We start from the raw sequence: 21,657 nt of genomic DNA, 5'->3' as shown, positions 1-21,657 counted from the left end.
CCTCTGTCCTGGTTATTACAGTGTTGGCTGGAAGGCCTAGTTCTTATTGTTATTGAGCTGCGCCGGAGCAGGACCATTCTGGTCCACCTGAGGCGTTACTTCGCCATCCCCCGTTTGGGGATCAGTCTTGCTATCCTGGGTGCCATGACCCTCGTGGCCGCCGGAGCCGTTCATATCCATGTTGTCCATGGAATGTCCCTGATGCTCCGATGTGCCATCGATCTTGTCTTGCGGTTCGCCAGCACCGGGCGTCAAAGCCTTCGGCTCCTGGCCCTGATCGGCTTCGCCACGGGCGGGGCGCTCGGTCGCCGGGTATGTTGCGCCCGGCGCGTCTTCGCCTCCCTGCGCATGGCGGTTATCATATTCCAGCTTCTTGATGTTTTCGGCGCTCTCCGTGCCGCCGCCGCCCATCATGTCGATGTGCATCATGTCCTTCATGCACATCTTGGAAGGATCGACACAGAGGTTGACGACGGCATCAAACAGATTTGGCTCTACGCTGCTGAAATAGCGCACAGGCTCTTTCTCGCTGGGCCTTTCCAGAACACGATATTCATCACGTCCGAGCGTCACGTCGCTCGCCTTGACCTTTGCCACCCACTGCTCGAAACCTTCGTTGCTCACGCCGTGGAACTTGAAGCGCATGTGGGAGAAGCCATCGCCGCTGTAGTTTGCGGAGAAACCGTCGAACACGCCTTCTTTGTTGATCACGGCATGCAGCTTGGTCTGCATTCCCGGCATCGCATAAATCTGGCCAGCGAGAGCTGGAACGTAGAACGAGTTCATGATGGAAGATGACGTTATTTTGAAGTTGATTGGCACATCAACCGGTGCAGCCATCTCGTTGATCGTCGCAATGCCATAATCGGGATACACGAACATCCACTTCCAATCGAGCGCAACAACCTCGACATTCAATGGTTTCACGTCATCGCTCACCGGGCGCTCGGCATCGATACGGTCCAGCGGCCGGTATGGATCAAGCTTGTGCGTTGCAATCCAGGTGATGCTGCCAAGCACAATAATAATCGCCAGCGGCGCAGACCAGATCACGACTTCTAGACGCGTCGAATGGTGCCAGTCGGCATCATACTTTGCTTTTTCATTGGTAGCGCGATACCGCCAGGCGAAAAACAGGATGAGAAGAAACACTGGCAGCACGATAACGAGCATCAGCAGCGTGGACACGACGATCAGGTCCCGTTGCTGCACAGCGATATCGCCGGAAGGCTGCATCACAACCCAGTTACAGCCCGCGAGAACGGACAGGAGGGGGAGCAGAATCAGGGCAGTCAATTTTGATGGCATACGCACTTTGAGCACTCGATTTGTTGCGAGACACCTGCAACTAATAGATAATTATCAAATGTGGAATGAGGTTTTTCGCCGCACCGCAAAATTATCCCGGTCTAATACCGTGACAGTGCAGATATGACTCTTGAATCACGCGCGTCTGGCATCGCCTTGATACCGATGTTTTACGATGAAAATTTTAAGTACCGGTTTTGTTTACAAAATGAGTTGCGTACCTCAGCGTTCGCCGCTAGCTTGATCGCTGGAGGACTAAGCCAGCATGCTTGCCGCGCTGGTTACAGGGTATTGACGGCCAGCGTCCGCTGGCAGGATGGGACCGGAGGACAGCATGAAGACCATCAAGGGACCAGGTATCTTTCTCGCACAGTTCGCGGGCGATGCCGAACCATTCAATTCGTTCGATTCCATCTGCGCCTGGGCAGCGTCTCTCGGCTATAAAGGCGTTCAGATTCCGACATGGGATTTACGCCTGTTTGATCTGACGAAAGCATCCGAAAGCCGCGATTATTGCGATGAAATTGCCGGAACAGCAAAGGCCCACGGGCTGGAGATCACCGAGCTTTCCACGCATTTGCAAGGGCAGCTCGTTGCCGTTCATCCGGCCTATGACGCGGCATTTGATGGATTTGCGGCACCGGAGGTGAGAGGCAACCCGGCTGCGCGACAGGAATGGGCAGTCGATCAGGTCAAGCGCGCGCTGCGCGCCTCACGCCATCTTGGGCTTCATGCCCATGCGACATTTTCCGGCGCTCTGGCATGGCCCTACGTCTACCCGTGGCCGCAGCGCCCAGCCGGCCTCGTCGAGGCCGCCTTCGATGAGCTTGCCAAGCGCTGGCACCCGCTGTTGAATGAAGCGGAAGAGAACGGCGTCGATATCTGCTATGAAATTCACCCGGGTGAAGATCTGCATGACGGCATTTCCTACGAGATGTTTCTGCAGCGTGTCGGCAATCACAAGCGGGCCAACCTGCTGTATGATCCGTCCCATTTCGTGCTGCAACAGCTCGATTATCTTGATTACATCGATATTTACCATGAGCGGATTAAAGCGTTTCACGTCAAGGATGCGGAGTTCAATCCCACGGGCCGGCAGGGCGTTTACGGTGGGTTCCAGAACTGGGTGGATCGTGCGGGGCGCTTCCGTTCGCTGGGTGATGGGCAGGTGGATTTCAGCGCAATCTTCTCGAAGTTGACGGCCTATGATTACGATAGTTGGGCTGTGCTGGAATGGGAATGCGCATTGAAGCATCCGGAAGACGGTGCGCGAGAAGGTGCGGCCTTCATCGACGCGCATATCATTCGTGTGACGGAACACGCGTTTGACGATTTCGCCGGTGCTGGCACCGATGACGCGGCCAACCGAAAGATGCTTGGTCTATCCTGAGCATCTGCGGCTGCATAACCCCAGCTCCATGACTCTATTGTGATCAGGAAGATAGCATGACGATTGAAGGCAGCAAGCAGACGACAGCATCCGGCAAAATACGCCTTGGCATGGTTGGCGGCGGACAAGGGGCCTTTATCGGCGCCGTCCACCGTATAGCAGCGCGTCTGGATGATCAGTACGATCTGGTCGCGGGCGCTTTATCGTCAGACCCTGAACGCGCCATGGCATCTGCCGCTGATCTTGGTATCGCGGCGGATCGCAGCTACGCCTCGTTTGAGGAGATGGCAAAGGCCGAAGCCGCGCGACCGGATGGTATTGAGGCGGTGTCGATTGTAACGCCCAACCACATGCACGCACCTGCTGCAAAAGCGTTTTTGAACGCGGGCATTCATGTCATCTGCGATAAGCCGATCACGACGACGGTGGAGGAAGCCCGCGAACTGGTGTCTCTCGCAGAGCAATCCGGAAAGATTTTCGCCCTCACACACAACTATACCGGCTATCCCATGATCCGGCAGGCCAAGGCCATGGTCGATCAGGGCGAGTTGGGCGACATTCGTGTGGTACAGGTGGAGTACCCGCAGGACTGGCTGGCAACCAGGGCGGAAGCCTCCGGTAGCAAGCAGGCGGAGTGGCGCACAGACCCCAAACGCTCTGGCGCGGGCGGGTGCATCGGAGATATCGGCACCCATGCCTATAATCTGGCGAGTTTTGTCACGGGGCTGGAACTGGACCAGCTTCTGGCGGACCTCACGACGTTTGTTGAAGGGCGGCTGCTGGATGACGACGTACAGATCCTGTTGCGGTTCAAGGGCGGAGCCAAAGGCCATCTCTGGGCGAGTCAGGTGGCCGTGGGCAATGAAAACCAGTTGAAGCTTCGCGTTTTTGGCACCAAGGCCGGGCTGGAATGGGTGCAGGCGGACCCGAATTACCTGTGGTTCACGCGCTTTGGCGAGCCCAAGCAGCTTTTGACCCGTGGCGGCGCGGGGGCGTGGGACGAGGCGAGCCGCATGAGCCGCATTCCCGGCGGTCATCCTGAAGGGTATCTGGAAGGATTTGCCAATATCTACAGCGAGATTGCGGCTGCTATCCGCGCTGCACGCACGGGCGGCAAGGCAGCGGCGGATGTTACCTTCCCATCCGTCTATGATGGTTTGAAAGGCATGCAATTCATTGAGGCCGCTGTTGCATCCTCGCAAAATGGCAATGTCTGGACAAAGCTGCCATGAGCGACATGCTCGTTCCCCTGCTGGAGGCACGCCAGATCAGCCGTAGTTTCGGGCCGGTGGAGGTGTTGAAGGGCATTGATCTGTCGCTACGATCAGGTGAAGTCCACGCCATTATCGGCGAGAATGGTGCGGGCAAATCCACCTTCATGAAAATTCTGTCCGGGCACCTGTCGCCGACGAGCGGCTCTTTGGCCATGGGCGGCGCGGAGGTTACCTTCCGCGGCCCAGTCGATGCGGAGAGCCGGGGCATCGTGCTGGTCCATCAGGAAATTCTGCTGGCACCGGATTTGACGGTGGCGCAAAATATTTTTTTGGGCCGTGAAGTCCGGAACGGCCTGACGCTGGATGATCGGTTCATGTCGGCGAAGGCGCATGAGGCCGTGCTTGGGCTTGGCGCGGATATTGATCCCAACACTGTCGTCAACCGCCTGTCGATTGCCCAGCGCCAGCTTGTGCAGATAGCACGGGCTCTGGCCGTGCCACACAGCGTGGTGATCTTCGACGAGCCGACGGCATCGCTGACGACCACGGAAACGGATGCGTTGCTCAAAGTTATTGCAGGCATTCGCGACAAGGGTGCGGCTGTTCTCTACATTTCCCACCGCCTTCCGGAGGTCAAAACCATTGCCGACCGGGTGACGGTGTTGCGGGACGGCCGACGGGTTGGCACCTATGACGCCAGCGAACTGGATGCGGGGGACATGGCCCGCCTGATGGTGGGGCGTGATGTCAACAAGCTTTATCCCGACCGTGCGCAGACCGCAGAGCAGGATATCGTTCTGGACGTCAAGAATGCCTCGGTCCCCGGCTATGTGCGCGACGCTTCTTTTGCCTTACGGCGCGCGGAGATCCTCGGGTTTGGCGGACTGGTGGGCGCAGGGCGCACGGAGCTGATGGAAGGTGTGCTGGGCCTGCGTAGCGCGAGCGCGTCCGTAACGTTGCATGGCCGGCCCGTTCATTTCCGCAGCGTGAAGGACAGCATGGCTGCGGGCATTGTGTATCTGAGTGAGGACCGGAAGGGCAAAGGCCTGCTTCTCGGCCAGAACCTTACCATCAACCTGACACTTGCCGGTCTTAACCGTTTTGTGCGTGGGTTTCTCATCGATAAGTCCCACGAAAAGCAGGCGCTGGACCAGGCTTTTACCGATTTCGATATTCGCACGGGCAATCGTGAGATGAATGCCGGACAGTTATCCGGCGGAAACCAGCAGAAATTGCTGCTGGCAAAGATGATGCTTTTACAGCCCGATATTGTCGTCATCGACGAGCCAACGCGTGGCATTGATATCGGCACCAAGGAGCAGATTTATCGTTTTATTGCAGAACTTGCGCACTCGGGAAAATCGGTCATTGTCATATCATCGGAGATGCCGGAACTGATTGGCATATGCGACCGCATCATCGTCATGCGCAACGGTGAGATTGCCGGGGAGGTTGCGGGCGAGCGAATGAATGAAGACGACATCGTTATGCTGGCAACGGGAGCAAACCAGCTGACACAATTGAGCGCGTAGAGCATTTCCAGTGAAAACTGAAAGGTTTTCACGTCTGGACAATGCGACAAACAAGGTGTTCTGAACCGTTTTGGTCGAGGGACGGTGTGGGTGCACGCCACTGCCTATCACATTTGGGAGGCCGCAATGATTGCGGGCAAAACATGAGTACCAATACGACCGCGGCACCGCGCCGGGCTTTCGCCAATATAGACCTGCGTGCCGTTGCGCCGTTTTTTGCCTTGGCCGTGCTGTTTCTTTTGGGAGCGCTGGTCAACACCAACTTCCTCGGTATCGATAATCTTTTGAACGTGCTGACGCGCAGTGCCTTCATCGCCATCATCGCAATTGGCGCGACCTTCGTCATTTCCGCCGGTGGGCTGGACCTGTCGGTGGGCTCCATGGCGGCGTTTGTGGCGGGGACAATGATCCTGTTTATGAACACGGGCACTGTGACGGGAGATTATGCGCTGCTGGGTGTCGCGATGCTGATAGCACTTGGTATCGGTGGCCTGTGCGGGCTGGCAAACGGACTGATGACCACGCTTGGGCGGATCGAGCCTTTTATCGTAACGCTTGGCACCATGGGCATCTTTCGGGCGCTGACGATTTATTTGGCCGAGGGCGGATCGATCCCGATGAAGTCGCAGGCGCTACGCGCGGCCTATCGACCGGTGTATTTCGGCAGCGTGGCAGGGGTTCCAATTCCTGTTATCGTTATCCTGGTGGTCGCGGCCATTGGTGCGTTTATTCTCTACCGTACGCGGTTTGGCCGGCACGTTATGGCCGTGGGTTCGAACGAGGATGTCGCACGCTATTCCGGCGTTTCGGTCAATCGTGTGCGGACCATGACCTATGTCATTCAGGGCATCTGTGTCGCCATCGCCGTGCTGGTTTACGTGCCACGGTTGGGTGCAGCTACACCCACCACCGGCCTGCTTTGGGAGTTGCAGGCTATCACGGCTGTCGTCATTGGTGGCACCGCGCTGCGCGGTGGTGTCGGGCGCATCTGGGGCACCGTCTGTGGTGCGCTGATCCTGGAACTGGTCGGCAACATCATGGTGCTGTCCGATCTTGTCAGCGAATATCTGATCGGCGCGGTACAGGGTGCCATCATCATCATTGCCATGCTTATCCAGCGCTCGCTTGCGCGCAGGTAAGACGGCGGATCGGTGCGGCCATGGGGCCAGTCGCACTGAACCAATGGCCCCAAACGGGAGAGAGAAGATGCGGAAACTTGTAATAGGACTGGCAGCGGCGGCAATGGCCTCTGCTTTTGGTATGGCGCATGCGCAGGATAAATCGGTAACGATGGCCGTTTCTATTCCTGCCGCTGACCATGGCTGGACTGGCGGTGTGGTGTACCACGCCGAACAGGCAAAGACCAAATTGGAGGCGCGGTATCCGGGCCTGAAAATTATTCTGAAAACATCGCCGGACGGTGCTTCTCAGGCGAATGCGCTGGAAGACCTGACAACGCAGGGCATCAACGCGCTGGTAACATTGCCGCACAATTCCGACGAACTGACCGACCCGATCCGGCAGGTAAAGGACAAGGGCGTCTTTGTCACGGTGGTGGACCGTGCGCTGTCCGATCCGAAAATTCAGGACCTCTACGTGGCCGGAAACAATTTCGAGCTGGGTCGCGTAGCAGGGCAGTACATTAAGGACACATTGAAATCCGGTGATGTCGTCGTCATCCGTGGTCTTCCGATCGTGATTGATGAAGAGCGTCAAAAGGGTTTTGACGAGGGTATCAAAGGCAGCGAGATCAAAGTTCTGGATCGTCAGTTCGGCAACTGGTCTCGTGATGATGCGTTCAAGGTCATGCAGGACTACTTGTCCAAGCACCAGAAGATCGATGCCGTCTGGTGTCAGGATGACGATATGGCCGTTGGTGTTCTGGAAGCCATTCAGCAGGCCAAGCGCACCGATATTAAATTCGTGGTCGGCGGTGCTGGCATGAAGGACATGATCAAGAAGGTTGCCGATGGCGATGCGATGATCCCGGTTGACGTGCTGTATCCACCGTCGATGATTGCAACCGCGATGGAACTGACAGCCGCGAATTTCTACGACCAACTGCCGGTTCGTGGAAGCTTTACGCTGGATGCAACCTTGGTGACAAAGGACAACGCGTCTGAATACTACTTCCCGGATTCACCATTCTAAGCAGCTGGCGCTTGTTGTGTGAACAAACGCTCTGAAACGGAAACCGCGTCGAACCGTTCGACGCGGTTTCGTCCGCGAGATTTGGCCCGATAGAGCGCTTCGTCCGCCGCTTTGATGGCACTGCCGATGTCAAGCACACCGGTCTCCACTGCAGCGACACCAAGGCTGGCCGTGACACGAACGGTTCCGTATTCGGTTTCGAACGACGCTTGTTCAATCAAGCTTCGCACTTTCTCGGCAACGTTGACCGCATCGTGGCTGCGGGTCCCGGGCATCAGGATCGCGACCTCCTCTCCGCCATATCGTGCCACGATATCGCTTTGCCGCACACCGCCGGAAATCAGGCCTGCAACGGCAACCAGAACCTTGTCGCCGGCATCATGACCGAAGGTGTCGTTCACATGCTTGAAGTGATCGATATCCAGCATGATGACGGAGCACGCGCTCGTGCGGGGCAAATGGTGAAGACATTGGCTGGCCGCGGTCTCAAACCCGCGTCGGTTGCGAAGATTGGTCAATGGATCAACCGTTGCTTCCTGTTGCAGGACCTGAAAGACGCGCAGCCGCGCCATTTCGCGGCGAAAGAAATCGCCGAGCACGAGCACCCCGATCATGTTGGCCATAATCACCGGTGAAATATAGCCGCGCAGCGCCGCAGTATTGAGTATGTGGTTGGCAAAGATGACGATCATGACACAGGCCCCGACACTTGCGGCCAAAGCGAACGACCGCTGCAGTTCGCCCGGAAGATAACGCTTTGGAATACGTGATACCAGATAGCCGACCGAAACGACGGACACCATGCCGATGAGGCCGGGCATCAGGCCTACGCCGCCCATGTAAATACGGAATGCCGCCATGATCAGGGCAGCGACGACAGCGCCCCAAATGCCGCTGTACATGGGAGCCAGCGCCAAAAGCACATTTCGACCATCGTAAAACACACCGGACGACAACTCCAGCGGGTCATTCATCGTCAGCATTCCGCCGAGGCCGAACAGCCCGCCCACAGCAAGATTGCGGAACCAGGTGCCGTGAACCAACCGAAGAAGCCAGGAATAGCCGTAGACCATCAATGCCGCCAGTCCCAGGACCCGTATGAACGCGGTTAGGAGGTCGGCAATACCCATAAGATCAGTCCTACATAACGGGTTCTGGACGCAATTGGCATCGATTGAAATAGGCTGAATACAATCAAAAATTGAATAGTATTTTATCTTTATACCCTGTGTTAGCCTTGCCTGACCAGTATTGTCAAGTTCATAGCGGGGTTCCATTCAGCGGGGTTTTTGTCGCCAAATGTCAATTTCGTAGTAAGCTGCTGGCATGATTCATCCTGTCAACGAACCGGTGAAAAAATGACACAATCTTTCAACGCCATGGTCATCACAGATACAGACAAAGGCCAGCAAGCCGAATTGCGGACGATGACACTGGATCAGCTCGATGACCTCGACGTCCTTGTTGAGGTCGCATTCTCGACCATCAATTATAAGGATGGAATGGCGCTGACGGGCCGCAATCGTATCGCCCGCCGCTCACCTCTGATCGGTGGCATCGATCTGGCAGGAACGGTTATCGAGTCTCGCAACCCAGAGTGGAAATCAGGAGATCGGGTCACCGTCAACGGCTGGGGTCTGTCCGAGCGGTTTCACGGCGGTTACACGCAAAAGCAACGCGTGAAAGCGGAGTGGCTGGTGCGCATACCCGACGTTTTCTCGTTGCAGGATGCGGCAGCAATTGGCACGGCCGGATATACAGCGGCTCTGTGTGTCGATGCTTTGGTGAAATGGGGTGCGTTGGCACCTCAATCGGAGGTGCTGGTAACGGGAGCCGCCGGGGGCGTGGGTTCTGTGGCCGTCAGTCTGCTGGCTGCGCTCGGCATGAAGGTCACAGCATCCACCGGCAGGCCGCAAACCCATGCGTATCTCCGGTCGCTCGGTGCGACGGCCTTTGTCGATCGCGCCGAACTGGATGCCGCTGGCGCGCCTGCGCAAACGGAGCGCTGGGCAGGTGTGGTGGATTCCGTCGGTTCGACCACGCTTGTCAATGCGCTTGCGCAGACGGCCCGGGGCGGGGCTGTCAGCGCCTGCGGTCTGGCCGGTGGCGCTGACCTGAACGGAACCGTCATACCCTTTATTCTGCGCGGGGTGGCCTTGCTCGGGATCGACTCGGTTCTGGCCCCCATGGAGAAACGCCTGTCCGCATGGTCGCGCCTTGCTGCGGATCTGGCCCCTGCCAAACTTGCTTTGATGACGCGCGTGGAGCCTATGTCCCGCTTGCCGGAACTGGCAGAGGATATTCTGGCAGGACGGATTCAGGGGCGGGTCGTGATCGACGTCAACGCCTGAGAACGATCAGATATGATGGTAGCTGCGGTCGAAATAGACCAGAGCCTTGCCTTCATCCCGCACGCGAATGCCATCCACTTCGCAGATCATGACATCATGCGTTCCTGCCTGGGTAACGGTCGTGATGCGGCAGTCGAACGAAATGAGGGCGTCGGTCAGTACGGGTGATCCAGTTTCGAGCGTCGACCAGTCCGCCGCTTCGAACCGTTCCGCCTGCGGTGTTTTTCCACCGAACAGACGTGACAACTCTTCATGGCCGCTTTCCAGCACGTTGACGCACAGAACCTGATTGGCGCTGACGGTTGGGTACACCGAGGCACTGCGATTGAGGCATACCAGCAGCGATGGTGGACTATCGGTTACGCTGCACACGGCTGACGCCGTAAAGCCTGCCCGACCAGCCCCTCCATCGGTGGTCACAATGTTCACCGCAGCACCCAGACGCGCCATGGCATTGCGAAACTCCAGTCTACGGGCTTCGTCATCAATTTCGCGAACCGGCAGAGGCGTCTGCATATTCATATCTGTCTCCTTGGACGGTTCAGGCCAGCACGCAGGCTTCATCAAACGGCAGACGGGGCAGGCGAGCAAACACCTTCGACGTATTGCCGTGACCAAGATTGATCAACATGGTGGACGCCCAATGGGTGCCCTCGAAGAAGGCGTCGTCCACTTTCGCCTTGTCGAATCCTGACATGGGGCCGGTATCAAGACCAAGCGCACGGGCTGCCATGATCAGATAGCCCGCTTGAAGGGTCGCATTGCGGAACGCGGTTTCTTCCGCCACTGCCGGGCTGGACGTAAACCACGAACGGGCATCCGCATGGGGAAACAGGTCCGGAAGCTTGTTATAGAACTCCCGATCCATGGCGACGATGACCGTGACCGGCGCACTCAGCGTCTTGTCCAGATTGCCGGAGGACAGAGCCGGTTTCAGCTTTTCGCGCCCCTCCGCCGTGCGCACAAATACGAAACGGGCAGGCGAGCAGTTGGCCGAGGTCGGCCCCATTTTCGTAAGCTCGTACAACTGGTGTAGCTGCTCATCGCTTACCGGCGCATCAGTCCAGCCATTGTGGGAGCGGGCTTCGGTAAACAGGGCCGCCAGTGTCAGGTCGTCAAGTTTATGCGTCATTTTAGGAGTCTCTATTGAATGCCAGAGGCTTTTACAGGAATGCGGCAAGCGCGTCATTGAAAGAATTGGGACTGGTAACATTAACTGCGTGGCCACCGAAATCCTGCATCCAGAGTTGCGAATTCGGGATGCCATCATGCAGCCGGTGTGAACGCGTATAAGGGACCAGCAGATCATCCCGGGTTGCCATGATCAGAGTTTTTGCTTTGATATCGGCCAGTTGCTTGTCGATATCAAACGTTCGCAGAGCGGCGATGCGGGCGAGAATGTTCTGTTTGCCTTGAAAGGTCTGCACGCCATGCACATCGTCGGCGTTCATTCGCGCCTGATTGTCAGACATCCACACGGCGGGATAGAGAAACAGAGGTTGCGCTTTGATAAACGCCTCCACCCCCGAGTTCTCAAGAAGCGCAATGCGGGCATCGAAGCAGCGACCGGAATGCGGGTCTACCTTGCTCCAGCCGTTGACGACAACGAGCTTGTCAATCCTCTCAGCATAATCCAGCGCCAGTTGGAGCCCGATCAACCCGCCCAGCGCATGGCCTACCATGTGGAAGCGTGTCAGGTTCAGTGCATCGGCAATGTCGAGCACATCCTGCACCATTGCGGTGATACCACCCGCTGGCGGAACCGTTCCACCCGTGCGCCCGGTTCCGCGATGATCGTAGGTCACGACGCGAAAGCGCGCGCACAGCATGTCCATTTGCGGTGCCCAGTAGGCGGCAGAACCGCCGAGGCCGGAGGACAGCAGCACGGTTTCACTGCTGCCATCCTGTCCGTGAACATCGTAGATCATGGGCTGCCTTATACCTTGCCGATATGGGCGATAGTCGCAATTTCCACCAGTGCATCCGGCTTGACCAGCCCGCACTGAATGCAGAAGCGGGCGGGCTTGTCGCCTGGAAAATACTCCGCATAAACCGTATTCAGCGCGGCATAGTCAGCCCAATCCGTGATGAAGATGGAGTTGAAGGTTACATCCTCCATCGTGCCTCCAGCGGTTTCGATGACGGACTTGATGGTTTCCAGCACATGGCGGGTCTGGGCCGCGGCATCGCCAACATGGACGACATTGTTGTCCTTATCGAAGGGCAGCGTTCCCGCCACATAAACGACGCCATCGGCAAGCGTGCCGGGGGAGAATGGTGCGATGGGCTTGGACGTACCGGCGGGGACGACAATCGATTTTGGCATGTTATTCACCCTTCACATCCGTTGGAGCGGCCTGTCCGATGGCGCCGCAAAAATCATTGACCGTGGACACCCAGCCGAAAAATTTCTCGATATTGTACATGGACGCCTGCTGGATAAAGTCCGGGCCCAGATGGTGGGTCGCGTCTTCCAGCACCACGCCGAAATATTCCAGATGAAAGGCATCGCGCAGCGATGACTCCACGCACACATTGGTGGCGATGCCGACAAACACGATGTTGCGAATGCCGCGCGCGCGGAGAAGGCTATCCATATTCGTATTGAAAAACCCGCTATAGCGCGTCTTTGGCACGAGAATGTCACCGGGTTGCGGCTGCAATTCATCGACGATGGCGTAGTCCCATGTCCCCTTTGCCAGCAGGGTGCCTTTCAAATCCGGGCGGGCGCGCATCGTTTTCAGCGCGTTGGATTTGTGCCAGTTGGGCGAACCGGGACCACCCGCTTCAATATAGTCTTTATCCCAGCCATTCTGAAAATAGAGCACGGGCAGACCGGCGGCGCGGGCCGCGTCCAGCGTTGTCTTGATGTTTGCAATGGTGCTTTTCGCCCCGGATATATCGAACCCGGCCAGATCGACATAGCCGCCCTCCGTCGAGTAGGCGTTCTGCATATCCACCACCACAACGGCGGTCTCGCTGGGTTTCAGGCTGATCGGTTCCGGCCGGGCGGGAAGGGTTACGCTCTGCCGGGTTTGCGGTGCGGGTGTGTAGCCTGCGGTCGTCACGATGTTCATTCTGCGGCCTCCGCAAAGGTTTTGATGTGTTGGCGGCACGACATCAAAGGCTGGATGCGTGTGCCGAAATCTTCGACGCCTTTAAGGAAGTCATCAAAGGTGAGCAGCACGCCGCCGGTACCCGGTACAGTTGGCACCTCATCCAGAAGTTTTGCGACCGTCTCGAATGACCCGACCAGCGTGCCCATGTTGATGTTGACGGCGGAAACCGGGTCGGCCATTTGGCGCACATTGGTATCAGAGCCGGATTTGGTATCGGCCGCACTCTGCAACCCAAGCCAAGAGATGGCTTGCTGATCGGCCCCTTCCTTGTACTTTTCCCACTTTGCGCGGGCAGCGTCGTCTGTCTCGTCGGCTATGATCATAAACAACACAAAGGAGGAAACATCGCGACCGGTCTTGGCGGTGGCTACTTTCAGCCGTTCGGCTGCAGGGGCAAAGGCTGTGGGCGTGTTGACACCAACGCCGAAGCAGAAATTGTAATCAGCGTAGGTGGCCGAAAAATCCATGCCCGCATTGCTGGACCCGGCGCAAATGATTTTCATCTCCGCCTGCGGGCGAGGGCTGAGGCGGCAATCATCCATCTGGAAGAATTCACCTTTCAAATCGCTGCTGCCGGTTTCCCAGAGATCGCGAAGCACGGTGGCGTATTCACCCAGATAATCATAGCGGCGGGAGAAGTACTCATCACCTGGCCACAGTCCCATTTGCGAATATTCCGGACGCTGCCAACCCGTCACGAGGTTGAGCCCGAAACGGCCATCGGAAATGGAATCGATGGTGGAAGCCATGCGGGCAACGATGGCCGGGGGCATGACTAAGGTTGCCGCCGTGGCAAACAGCTTGATCCTGGTGGTCACGGCGGCAAGCCCTGCCATGAGTGTGAAGGACTCCAGGTTATGGTCCCAGAACTCGGTCCTGCCGCCAAAGCCGCGCAGCTTGATCATTGAGAGTACGAAATCCAGACCGTATTTTTCCGCCTTGAGCGTTATCTCCTTGTTCAGCGCAAATGTCGGTTTGTACTGCGGCGCATTTTCCGAGATGAGCCAGCCATTGTTTCCAATTGGTATGAAGACGCCAATTTCCATGAGGTGAAATCCTGACTACGGTGAAGTTTATGGGATTTCCGTTGCAGCTTCCGTGCCAACTCAATCGATCCTAGTAAAATCAATGGCTTATTAGAAATTTATCGGTCAGTAAAAGTTTTATCAGTTGATAAATAATTTGAAAATGTGCAACTGCGCATTTTTTCGGCAGTGGTCGCATCGGACATTTGTCATGAAAAAAGCGCTTGACCCTCTAGTAGCTAGAGGTCCTAGAACGGACGATATGAGCGAAAGGGCCTGATATGAGCGATTCCTCGACCGTTAAAACAAAGTATCGTGTGGGGGGCATGGACTGCGCGTCCTGCGCCACCAAAATTGAAAATGCCGTGTCTCGTGTTGCCGGGGTGTCGGATGTCCACGTTTCTGTGACTGCCGGTACGCTGACGGTGTCGCACGACGATGGCCTTGCGGCCGGTAGCGTGGAAAAGCAGGTGCAGTCGCTTGGTTACAAGGTGGCAAAAGCGGCGGTGGACATGCCGGAAAAGCATGTGCATTCGCCTGCTTGCAGCGGCCATGACCATCGTGACCACGACCACGACCATGATCATCATGATCACGCCGGGCATTCTCACGGCAACCCGGTCAAGGTGAAGCCCGCGTCGGACGGGCACGCGCATGATCATTTCGATCTTGGCGATGGTCCGTGGTGGAAAACCCAGAAAGCCAAACTGACGATTGGCTGCGGGCTTGCACTAGCGGTTGCCTACATCATCGGCCACTTCATGCGTGACCTCGGCCCCTATGTTTTCGTGGCGGCTATGGCGGTAGGTCTGGTGCCGATTGCGCGCCGTGCCTTTATGGCGGCGCGCACCGGAACACCGTTTTCCATTGAAACGCTGATGACAATTGCCGCAGTCGGTGCCGTGTTTATCGGCGCGACGGAAGAAGCGGCGATGGTCATCTTCCTCTTTCTGGTTGGGGAACTGCTGGAAGGTGTTGCCGCCTCGCGGGCGCGCGCCAGCATCAAGGGGCTAACGGACCTCGTTCCGAAAACCGCTTTTCTGGATATCGACGGGCAGACGAAAGAAGTGCCAGCCGATAGCGTTTCTGTCGGTGCGGTGTTGATGGTTCGCCCGGGTGACCGCATCCCCGCCGATGGTGATATTATCGACGGCAGCAGTTCCATTGACGAGGCCCCGGTGACCGGTGAAAGCACGCCAAAGCGCAAGACGGTTGGCGATGCGGTGTTTGCAGGCACAATCAACAGTGATGGTGTTTTGCGGGTCAAGGTAACTGCGGCAGCGGCCGATAACACCATTGCCCGTGTTGTGAAGCTGGTTGAAGAAGCGCAGGAAAGCAAGGCTCCGACGGAGCGGTTCATCGACCGGTTCTCCCAAATTTATACGCCTGCCGTGCTTGTGCTGGGTGCGTTGGTTGCCATTGTGCCGCCGCTGTTTTTCGGTCAGGCATGGGGTGAGTGGGTCTACAAGGGTCTTGCCGTGCTGCTGATCGGTTGCCCTTGTGCGCTGGTAATTTCCACACCTGCGGCCATTGCCGCTGGCCTGTCGGCGGGCGCCCGCCGTGGCCTGCTGCTGAAAGGCGGCGCGGTGCTGGAGGGCTTACGCAAGATCAACACCGTTGCCTTGGACAAGACCGGCACGTTGACAGAGGGCAAGCCCAAGGTCACGGACGTCGTAGGCCTCTCCAAATCGCCAGCCGACGTGCTGGCACTGTCAGCAGCGCTGGAAAACGGCTCCAGCCATCCGCTCGCACTGGCCATTCTGGCCCGCGCCAAGGACGACGGCGTCGTTGTGGCGGCGGCAACGGACGCGAAGGCCGTTGCGGGCAAGGGTGTGATTGGCGTCTTGAACGGGGAAACGCTCTATCTCGCGTCCCCACAGGCGGCGGCGGAAAAGGCAGCGCTTGCAACAGAGGTAACCGCTCGTATTCAGGCTTTCAACGATGAAGGAAAGACCGTTTCGGTGCTGTTGGTGGGCGATCAGGTGGCGGGGTTTCTGGCCATTCGCGACGAGCCGCGTGAGGATGCAGCAGCGGGTTTGAGCCGCCTGAAGGCTGCCGGCATTCAGACCGTTATGCTCACGGGCGACAATGCCCGCACCGCTGCGGCCATTGGCAAGACGCTCGGCATTGACGTGCGGGCCGAGCTGTTGCCGGAGGACAAACAGCGCATTGTTCGCGAACTTCAGGGCAAGGGCCGGGTGGTTGCCAAGGTCGGTGATGGTATCAACGATGCTCCAGCTCTCGCCGCTGCCGATATCGGCATCGCCATGGGTGGCGGCACCGATGTGGCGCTGGAAACTGCGGATGCTGCGGTTCTGCATGGTCGCGTGGTCGATATTGCCAATATGATCAGCCTGTCGCGTCAGGTCATGAGCAATATCACGCAAAACATCACCATCGCGCTGGGTTTGAAGGCGGTGTTTCTGGTCACGACCATCATCGGCGTCACCGGCCTCTGGCCTGCTATTTTGGCCGATACGGGCGCAACTGTTCTGGTGACGCTCAATGCGCTGCGATTGCTGAATGTGCGCTTCGACAAAGCGTAAAGCATGTCTCTCAAAAGTGTGCAGCGATTTTGAGATCAAGACATGCTTGAAGGGGAAGGGCGGGGTCAGCCCCGCCCTCTACGCTTGAAAAACGGTGTCGCCCGCAATCCAGGTGGACACCAGATCGAGCGCTGGCGTGAGCACGACAAAGTCTGCGTCCATGCCCGCAGTCAACGCACCCTTGGTTTGCAGCCCGATGGCTGCGGCGGGGTTGACCGTCGCAAGCTGGACAGCATCTCCCAGATCCAGCCCCAGAACATCATGCACGAAACGGATAGATGAGAGCATGTCGATATCGGAGCCTGCAAAGGTGCCATCCGCCAGCCGCAAGCAGCCGCCTTCACGGAAGATTTCGCGGCCATTCAGGAAGAAGCTCTGTTGATCCGACCCAATGGTGGACATGGCGTCGGTGACCAGAAACATTTTGCCCGGTCCTTGCTTGGCGCGTAGCGCGATGCTCATGGCTGCAGGATCAACGTGAAAGCCATCGGCAATCAAGCCAACGGACAGCTCCCCGAAGGACAGCGCCGCTCCAACAAGCCCTGGCTGGCGATGGCCAAGCTGGCTCATGGCATTGAACAGATGCGTGACCATGCTGGCCCCGGCGGTGACATAGGTCTTGGCTGTTTCGAATGTACAATCCGTATGGCCGAGACTGACCGTAATGCCAGCGTTCGAGAGCGCTGAGACCTGCGCCTCGCTGACATTTTCGGGTGCAATGGTCGTGATCATCGCCGGAAATGTTTCGCCACAGTCAACGATCATGGCGAGGTCTTCATCCTCCATAGGACGAATATAGGATGGCTCATGCGCACCCTTTCGCGCAACCGACAGATGCGGTCCCTCCAAATGGAGGCCGATAAAGCCCGGCACCTGCGCCGCCTTTGCCGCGTGTCCGGCGGCAATAGCGGCGCGGGTAACGTCCCGCGTATCCGTGATGAGCGTGGGCAGAAGCGCCGTTGTGCCAAAGCGGGCATGGGCCGCACAGATTTGCGCGATATGGTCAGCCGAGGGTTTGTCGTTGAGCAGCACGCCACCACCGCCATTGACCTGACAATCGATAAAGCCAGGCGCGATGATCTGCCCGCCCGCATCAATTCGCGCAGCGCTGGCCGGAACGTCGGCGAGGGGAACGATAGCGCTGACCTTGCCCGCGTCGATCATCAGCGCCTTGTCGTCGTGCCAACCGTGACCATCGAAAATGCGTGCGCCGATCAGGGCTTGAACGGTACTCATCGTGTTTCCGTCACTTTCTTGAGTGCGATCGGCTGATCGGGATTGAGACCCCGCAGGCGCGAAAACGATTCCACGAAGCGGTAGAATGGAACAACCAGTGCCAGCGCATCGGTCAGCGTATGGCCGGTGGCTATGAAGGGCAGAACGGTGGCAGACCTGGCCGTGTCGCTGGTGACAAATGCTGACGCACCTTTGCCTTTTAAATCATCGGCAACGGTCACAACACGTTGTTCGGCGGCGTCACGGGAGCTAAGCGCCAGCACCGGAAAATCCGGCCCCACCAAGGCAACCGGACCGTGAAGCACTTCGGCAGCGGAATACGCCTCGGCGTGGAGATCGGATGTTTCCTTGAATTTCAGCGCCACTTCATTGGCAATCGCCAGAGCAGGACCACGGCCTAGAACGTAGAGCGAGTCGGCGTCTTTCAAGCGGTCGGACAGCGGTTGCCAGTCGAGCTGAACAGCCTGTTCCAGATGACGGGGCAGTTCAGATACAGCAGCAAGCAGGGCCGTGTCGCCCGTCCAGTGCGCCAGCACCGCAAGCCCGGCGGCGATAGAACTGACAAAGGATTTTGTGGCCGCAACGGCAATTTCAGGACCCGCTTCAATGTTCAGCGCATGGGTACAGGCGCTGGCAAGGGGGGAGGGCAGCGTATTTGTCAGCGCGATCATCAGCGCGCCACCATCGGTTGCACCCTGCGCCATCGCAACAATATCCGGGCTTTTGCCGGATTGGGAAATCGCGATGCCCGCGCCCCCGTTCAGATGCAGCTTTGCGCCGTAAACAGAGGCCAGTGACGGCCCGAGGCTTGCCACCGGACGTCCGGTCGTCAGTTCTATAGCGTATTTTAGAAACAGGGCGGCGTGATCAGACGATCCGCGCGCAACGGTCACCAGAAAAGCCGGGTCGCGGTCACGAAGCGCGTCGCCCGCCTGCTTCAGCGCCGGGCCGGACTGATCGAGCAATCGGGCAACCGCATGGGGAATTTCCTGAATTTCTCGCAGCATATGGGTCTGCACATCGTGTGTCATAGGTCTTACTCGTTCTCGGGTCTGGGAAGGGTCAGTTCGACCACGAAGTCATAGGCATCGCCCCGGTAGAGCGAGCGGGTGAATTCCACCACCCGACCGGATGGCAGATAGGAAATTCGTTCGATGGATAGGCCCGCCGCACCAACGGCAACACCAAGAAGCGCTGCATCGGCATCGCGAATATTGGTGGCAGACAGGCGTTGCACCGCGCGCACGGGCCGGTTGTTAACCGCATCCAGCGCTGCGTAAAGCGAGGCGGTGACAGCCATGGGATCAGGCAGCAGTTCTGCCGAAAGGCTGGCGCGCTCAATGGCCAGTGGCATATCGTCCGCAATGCGCAGGCGGCCTAGGCGGGCAACGTCCGCGTCAGATGGCAAGCCCAGCATCATAATTTCATCCGGCGAGGCGCGGTGAATGCCGCGCTCTAGCCATTGTGACCGCGCTTTGAGACCGCGGCGATCCATATCCTCGGTAAACGAGGTCAAGCGCGAGAGCGATTGCTCGACCTTCGACACGGGCTTCACCACAAACGTGCCGGAGCCATGGCGGCGCACCAGCAGACCATCCTTCACCAGATCATCCACCGCTTTGCGCACGGTTACGCGGCTGATATTGGCAAAGTCGGCCAGATCACGCTCGGGCGGCAAAGCATCACCATGGTTCAGGCGGCCGGACTGGATGGCACCCTCCAGCGATTGGCGCAGGCGCAGATAAAGCGGGCCGCGGCCAGCTGCCTGAATGGTTTCCGGGGACAGGATGTCAGCCAGCGTTTCCGTCATGCCGCGCCTGTAAACCGTAAGCGGGCCAGTTCCACGGCGCCCGTCAGCGCATCGGCCTTGGGCTCAATGATACGCGCGCGATGCTGCTCTGCGAGCCATGGCGTGTAGAGCGATGACAGCCCGCCGAGCAAACACAGGCGATCGGCGCCCTCGGTGAATGTGCGATCCAGCGATTCGTCTATGGTGATAGCAGCCGCTTTCAATAGCGCGACGCCCACCGCATCACCCTGTTCAGCATATTCAAACACAAGCGGCGCAAAGCGGGCAAAATCATTGGGCCGCGCGGTGCGGGCAAATTCCACCGCTGCGCGCGGATCGCCATCGAAACGGGTGAGGATAGCGTCTGTCAGTGCGGAGGCTGTATGGACGGCATCATAGGCCAGCAGCATCTCCTGCAACACAGCGCGGCCCAGCCACGCACCACTGCCGAGATCGCCAATAACAAAACCCCAGCCACCAAAATAGCGCACAGTACCGCCGCGCCGCACGATGAAGATTGAGCCGGTTCCCAGAATCGCGACCGCACCATCCTCGTCGCCCAGCGCGCCTTGCAGGGCAATCAGTCCATCGGACTCAATGGCGCTTTGCGCAAAAGGCAGACGGTCCAGCACGTAGCGGGTTGCAGCACCGGCATTGCTGCCGGCCACGCCGAGCAGAACCTTGGCGCGGTGGATAGCATCACCATCCAGGCCCGCATCTTCCAGCGCCGCACGCGCGGCTGCTTCGATATGAATCAGAGCCGTATCGGGATCGGTCAGAATATTGGACGCGCCGCTTTTGCCGCGCCCGATAATGCCATCAGCGCCCGCAACGGCGGCGCGGCAGCTTGTGCCGCCTCCATCAATTCCAAGTATCAGGTCCACCATCAGCACCTCCAAGCACACAATACCAAAAAAATACCATTCGCCAAGCCTTTATCAATTCACGAATTTTAGGGCAATTGTCACCCTATTGAAATATATGTCATATTTCTGATTTTCTGGAAATCATCGGAAATTTAAAATATTATCTGGACAAGTGGTATTTTTTTGGCATTAATTTGTTGCAAGGAGATATGCCGGAATGATGAGCACGGAAGCACGCCATGACAGCGCAAAGGGGTTCGATCAATTGAACCCGGCAGCGCAGCTTCGTTTGCTTCTCGACGGTCAGGTCGAGGCGGCCAAAACGGTCGCTGGCGCATTGACTGACATTGGTGAGGCGGCTCGCCTTGCCCATGGGGCGCTGAAACGTGGCGGTCGCCTGATTTATATTGGCGCAGGCAGCTCCGGGCTGATGGCAATGGCCGATGCGCTGGAGCTTCCCGGAACCTACGGCATTCAGCGTGACCGAATTGTTATCCTTCTGGCAGGCGGGGCCGATAGTCTCGTAGACCTGGCGGGCGGGTATGAGGATGATACCGCGCTTGCAGATGCGGATGTGCAGCGCACCGCAATAAGGGCGGATGACTGCGTGATCTGCGTATCGGCCAGCGGCGGCACACCCTATGTGGTTCATGCGGCGCAGGCCGCAAACGCGCTGGGCGCGACGGTCATCAGCATGGCGAATGTCGCCGGTTCTAAATTGCACGAACCGGCAACAGTTCGCATTGTTCTGGCGACGCCGCCGGAGGTCATTTCCGGTTCCACCCGCATGGGGGCCGGCACAGCGCAGAAGATTGCCTTCAATATGTTTTCCACATTGCTGGGTGTGGAACTCGGTCACGTCATGGATGGCCATATGGTCAACCTGAAAGCGGACAATGAAAAACTGCGTGGACGCGCTGTCCGTATGGTCAGCGATATTTCGGGCATCGGGCCTGAGGACGCCGAAGGGCTTCTGCACCGCGCCAATGGCGCTGTCAAAATTGCCTTGCTTCTGGCTGCAGGCGCGCGGGATAGTGCGGACGCGCAACTCCGTCTTGATGGCTACGACAACAATCTGCGCGCCGCCTTGGACGCGCTGAGCATGAAACAGACGACGGGAACATGAAACG

Annotated in this window: 20 protein-coding genes; 8 read left to right on the top strand and 12 right to left on the bottom strand. The window is 57.9% G+C overall.

The window, feature by feature from the left end; translation table 11 throughout:
- Positions 1-36: 36 nt before the first annotated feature.
- Positions 37-1,308, bottom strand: coding sequence for a ubiquinol oxidase subunit II (gene cyoA, locus IFT84_RS06225; RefSeq protein ID WP_192117805.1), 1,272 nt, complete (start codon positions 1,306-1,308; stop codon positions 37-39).
- A 334-nt stretch (positions 1,309-1,642) separates the two neighbouring features.
- Here cyoA and IFT84_RS06220 point away from each other — a divergent pair, with 334 nt between their 5' ends.
- The 5 genes from IFT84_RS06220 (at position 1,643) to IFT84_RS06200 (ending at position 7,595) form a co-directional block, all read left to right on the top strand.
- Positions 1,643-2,698 (top strand): sugar phosphate isomerase/epimerase family protein, encoded by a 1,056-nt coding sequence (locus tag IFT84_RS06220; protein ID WP_192117804.1) that lies wholly within the window; start codon positions 1,643-1,645, stop codon positions 2,696-2,698.
- Positions 2,699-2,754: 56 nt separating this feature from the next.
- On the top strand, positions 2,755-3,930 hold the full coding sequence (locus IFT84_RS06215; RefSeq protein WP_192117803.1) for a Gfo/Idh/MocA family protein: 1,176 nt from the start codon (positions 2,755-2,757) through the stop codon (positions 3,928-3,930).
- Positions 3,927-5,444: a sugar ABC transporter ATP-binding protein gene (locus tag IFT84_RS06210; RefSeq protein ID WP_192117802.1), complete on the top strand. Its 1,518-nt coding sequence runs from the start codon at positions 3,927-3,929 to the stop codon at positions 5,442-5,444. The genes IFT84_RS06215 and IFT84_RS06210 overlap by 4 nt, the downstream gene beginning before the upstream one ends.
- A gap of 143 nt (positions 5,445-5,587) precedes the next feature.
- Complete coding sequence (locus tag IFT84_RS06205; RefSeq protein ID WP_192117801.1) at positions 5,588-6,583, top strand: ABC transporter permease; 996 nt, start codon at positions 5,588-5,590, stop codon at positions 6,581-6,583.
- A gap of 67 nt (positions 6,584-6,650) precedes the next feature.
- Positions 6,651-7,595: a substrate-binding domain-containing protein gene (locus IFT84_RS06200; protein ID WP_192117800.1), complete on the top strand. Its 945-nt coding sequence runs from the start codon at positions 6,651-6,653 to the stop codon at positions 7,593-7,595.
- Here the strand turns inward: IFT84_RS06200 and IFT84_RS06195 are convergent.
- On the bottom strand, positions 7,592-8,725 hold the full coding sequence (locus IFT84_RS06195) for a GGDEF domain-containing protein (protein ID WP_192117799.1): 1,134 nt from the start codon (positions 8,723-8,725) through the stop codon (positions 7,592-7,594). The two genes, IFT84_RS06200 and IFT84_RS06195, sit on opposite strands and share 4 nt — an antisense overlap.
- A gap of 228 nt (positions 8,726-8,953) precedes the next feature.
- On the opposite strand from IFT84_RS06195, the gene IFT84_RS06190 reads away from it, so the two are divergent.
- Entirely contained in the window at positions 8,954-9,946 is a 993-nt protein-coding gene (locus IFT84_RS06190; protein WP_192117798.1) for an MDR family oxidoreductase, read from the top strand.
- Positions 9,947-9,952: 6 nt separating this feature from the next.
- Here the strand turns inward: IFT84_RS06190 and IFT84_RS06185 are convergent, their stop codons facing one another.
- The 6 genes from IFT84_RS06185 to rutA are packed head-to-tail and all read right to left on the bottom strand — an operon-like array spanning position 9,953 to position 14,111.
- A complete protein-coding gene (locus IFT84_RS06185; RefSeq protein WP_192117797.1) occupies positions 9,953-10,468 on the bottom strand; it encodes a flavin reductase in 516 nt (171 codons plus the stop codon).
- A 19-nt stretch (positions 10,469-10,487) separates the two neighbouring features.
- Positions 10,488-11,078, bottom strand: coding sequence for a malonic semialdehyde reductase (locus tag IFT84_RS06180; RefSeq protein ID WP_192117796.1), 591 nt, complete (start codon positions 11,076-11,078; stop codon positions 10,488-10,490).
- Positions 11,079-11,109: 31 nt separating this feature from the next.
- On the bottom strand, positions 11,110-11,874 hold the full coding sequence (rutD, locus tag IFT84_RS06175; protein WP_192117795.1) for a pyrimidine utilization protein D: 765 nt from the start codon (positions 11,872-11,874) through the stop codon (positions 11,110-11,112).
- Between the two features lie 8 nt (positions 11,875-11,882).
- On the bottom strand, positions 11,883-12,272 hold the full coding sequence (rutC, locus tag IFT84_RS06170) for a pyrimidine utilization protein C (protein ID WP_192117794.1): 390 nt from the start codon (positions 12,270-12,272) through the stop codon (positions 11,883-11,885).
- 1 nt (position 12,273) lies between these two features.
- Positions 12,274-13,023 (bottom strand): pyrimidine utilization protein B, encoded by a 750-nt coding sequence (rutB, locus tag IFT84_RS06165; protein WP_192117793.1) that lies wholly within the window; start codon positions 13,021-13,023, stop codon positions 12,274-12,276.
- Positions 13,020-14,111, bottom strand: a complete 1,092-nt coding sequence (rutA, locus tag IFT84_RS06160) for a pyrimidine utilization protein A (protein ID WP_192117792.1) — start codon at positions 14,109-14,111, stop codon at positions 13,020-13,022. The genes rutB and rutA overlap by 4 nt, the downstream gene beginning before the upstream one ends.
- Positions 14,112-14,371: 260 nt before the next feature.
- On the opposite strand from rutA, the gene IFT84_RS06155 reads away from it, so the two are divergent.
- Complete coding sequence (locus IFT84_RS06155; protein WP_192117791.1) at positions 14,372-16,636, top strand: heavy metal translocating P-type ATPase; 2,265 nt, start codon at positions 14,372-14,374, stop codon at positions 16,634-16,636.
- 78 nt (positions 16,637-16,714) lie between these two features.
- Here IFT84_RS06155 and nagA read toward each other — a convergent pair whose 3' ends face one another.
- From nagA to IFT84_RS06135, 4 genes are read right to left on the bottom strand one after another with little or no spacing between them, the layout of a single operon-like run.
- On the bottom strand, positions 16,715-17,872 hold the full coding sequence (gene nagA / locus IFT84_RS06150) for an N-acetylglucosamine-6-phosphate deacetylase (protein WP_192117790.1): 1,158 nt from the start codon (positions 17,870-17,872) through the stop codon (positions 16,715-16,717).
- Positions 17,869-18,903, bottom strand: a complete 1,035-nt coding sequence (locus IFT84_RS06145) for an SIS domain-containing protein (protein ID WP_192117789.1) — start codon at positions 18,901-18,903, stop codon at positions 17,869-17,871. Before IFT84_RS06145 ends, nagA begins: the two co-directional genes overlap by 4 nt.
- 5 nt (positions 18,904-18,908) lie before the next feature.
- Positions 18,909-19,682 carry a GntR family transcriptional regulator gene (locus IFT84_RS06140; RefSeq protein ID WP_192117788.1) on the bottom strand — a complete coding sequence of 258 codons (774 nt, stop codon included), beginning with the start codon at positions 19,680-19,682 and terminating at the stop codon, positions 18,909-18,911.
- Positions 19,679-20,548, bottom strand: a complete 870-nt coding sequence (locus tag IFT84_RS06135; protein WP_192117787.1) for a BadF/BadG/BcrA/BcrD ATPase family protein — start codon at positions 20,546-20,548, stop codon at positions 19,679-19,681. The genes IFT84_RS06140 and IFT84_RS06135 overlap by 4 nt, the downstream gene beginning before the upstream one ends.
- A gap of 196 nt (positions 20,549-20,744) precedes the next feature.
- On the opposite strand from IFT84_RS06135, the gene IFT84_RS06130 reads away from it, so the two are divergent.
- The gene (locus tag IFT84_RS06130) at positions 20,745-21,653 is read left to right on the top strand and encodes an N-acetylmuramic acid 6-phosphate etherase (RefSeq protein ID WP_192117786.1); all 909 of its coding nucleotides are present in this window, start codon (positions 20,745-20,747) and stop codon (positions 21,651-21,653) included.
- Positions 21,654-21,657: the final 4 nt, after the last annotated feature.

Source organism: Rhizobium sp. CFBP 8762, assembly GCF_014841565.1.
Taxonomy (GTDB): domain Bacteria; phylum Pseudomonadota; class Alphaproteobacteria; order Rhizobiales; family Rhizobiaceae; genus CFBP-8762.
The sequence above is the reverse complement of the archived record's forward strand: the minus strand, read 5'-3'. Positions and strand labels throughout refer to the sequence as shown.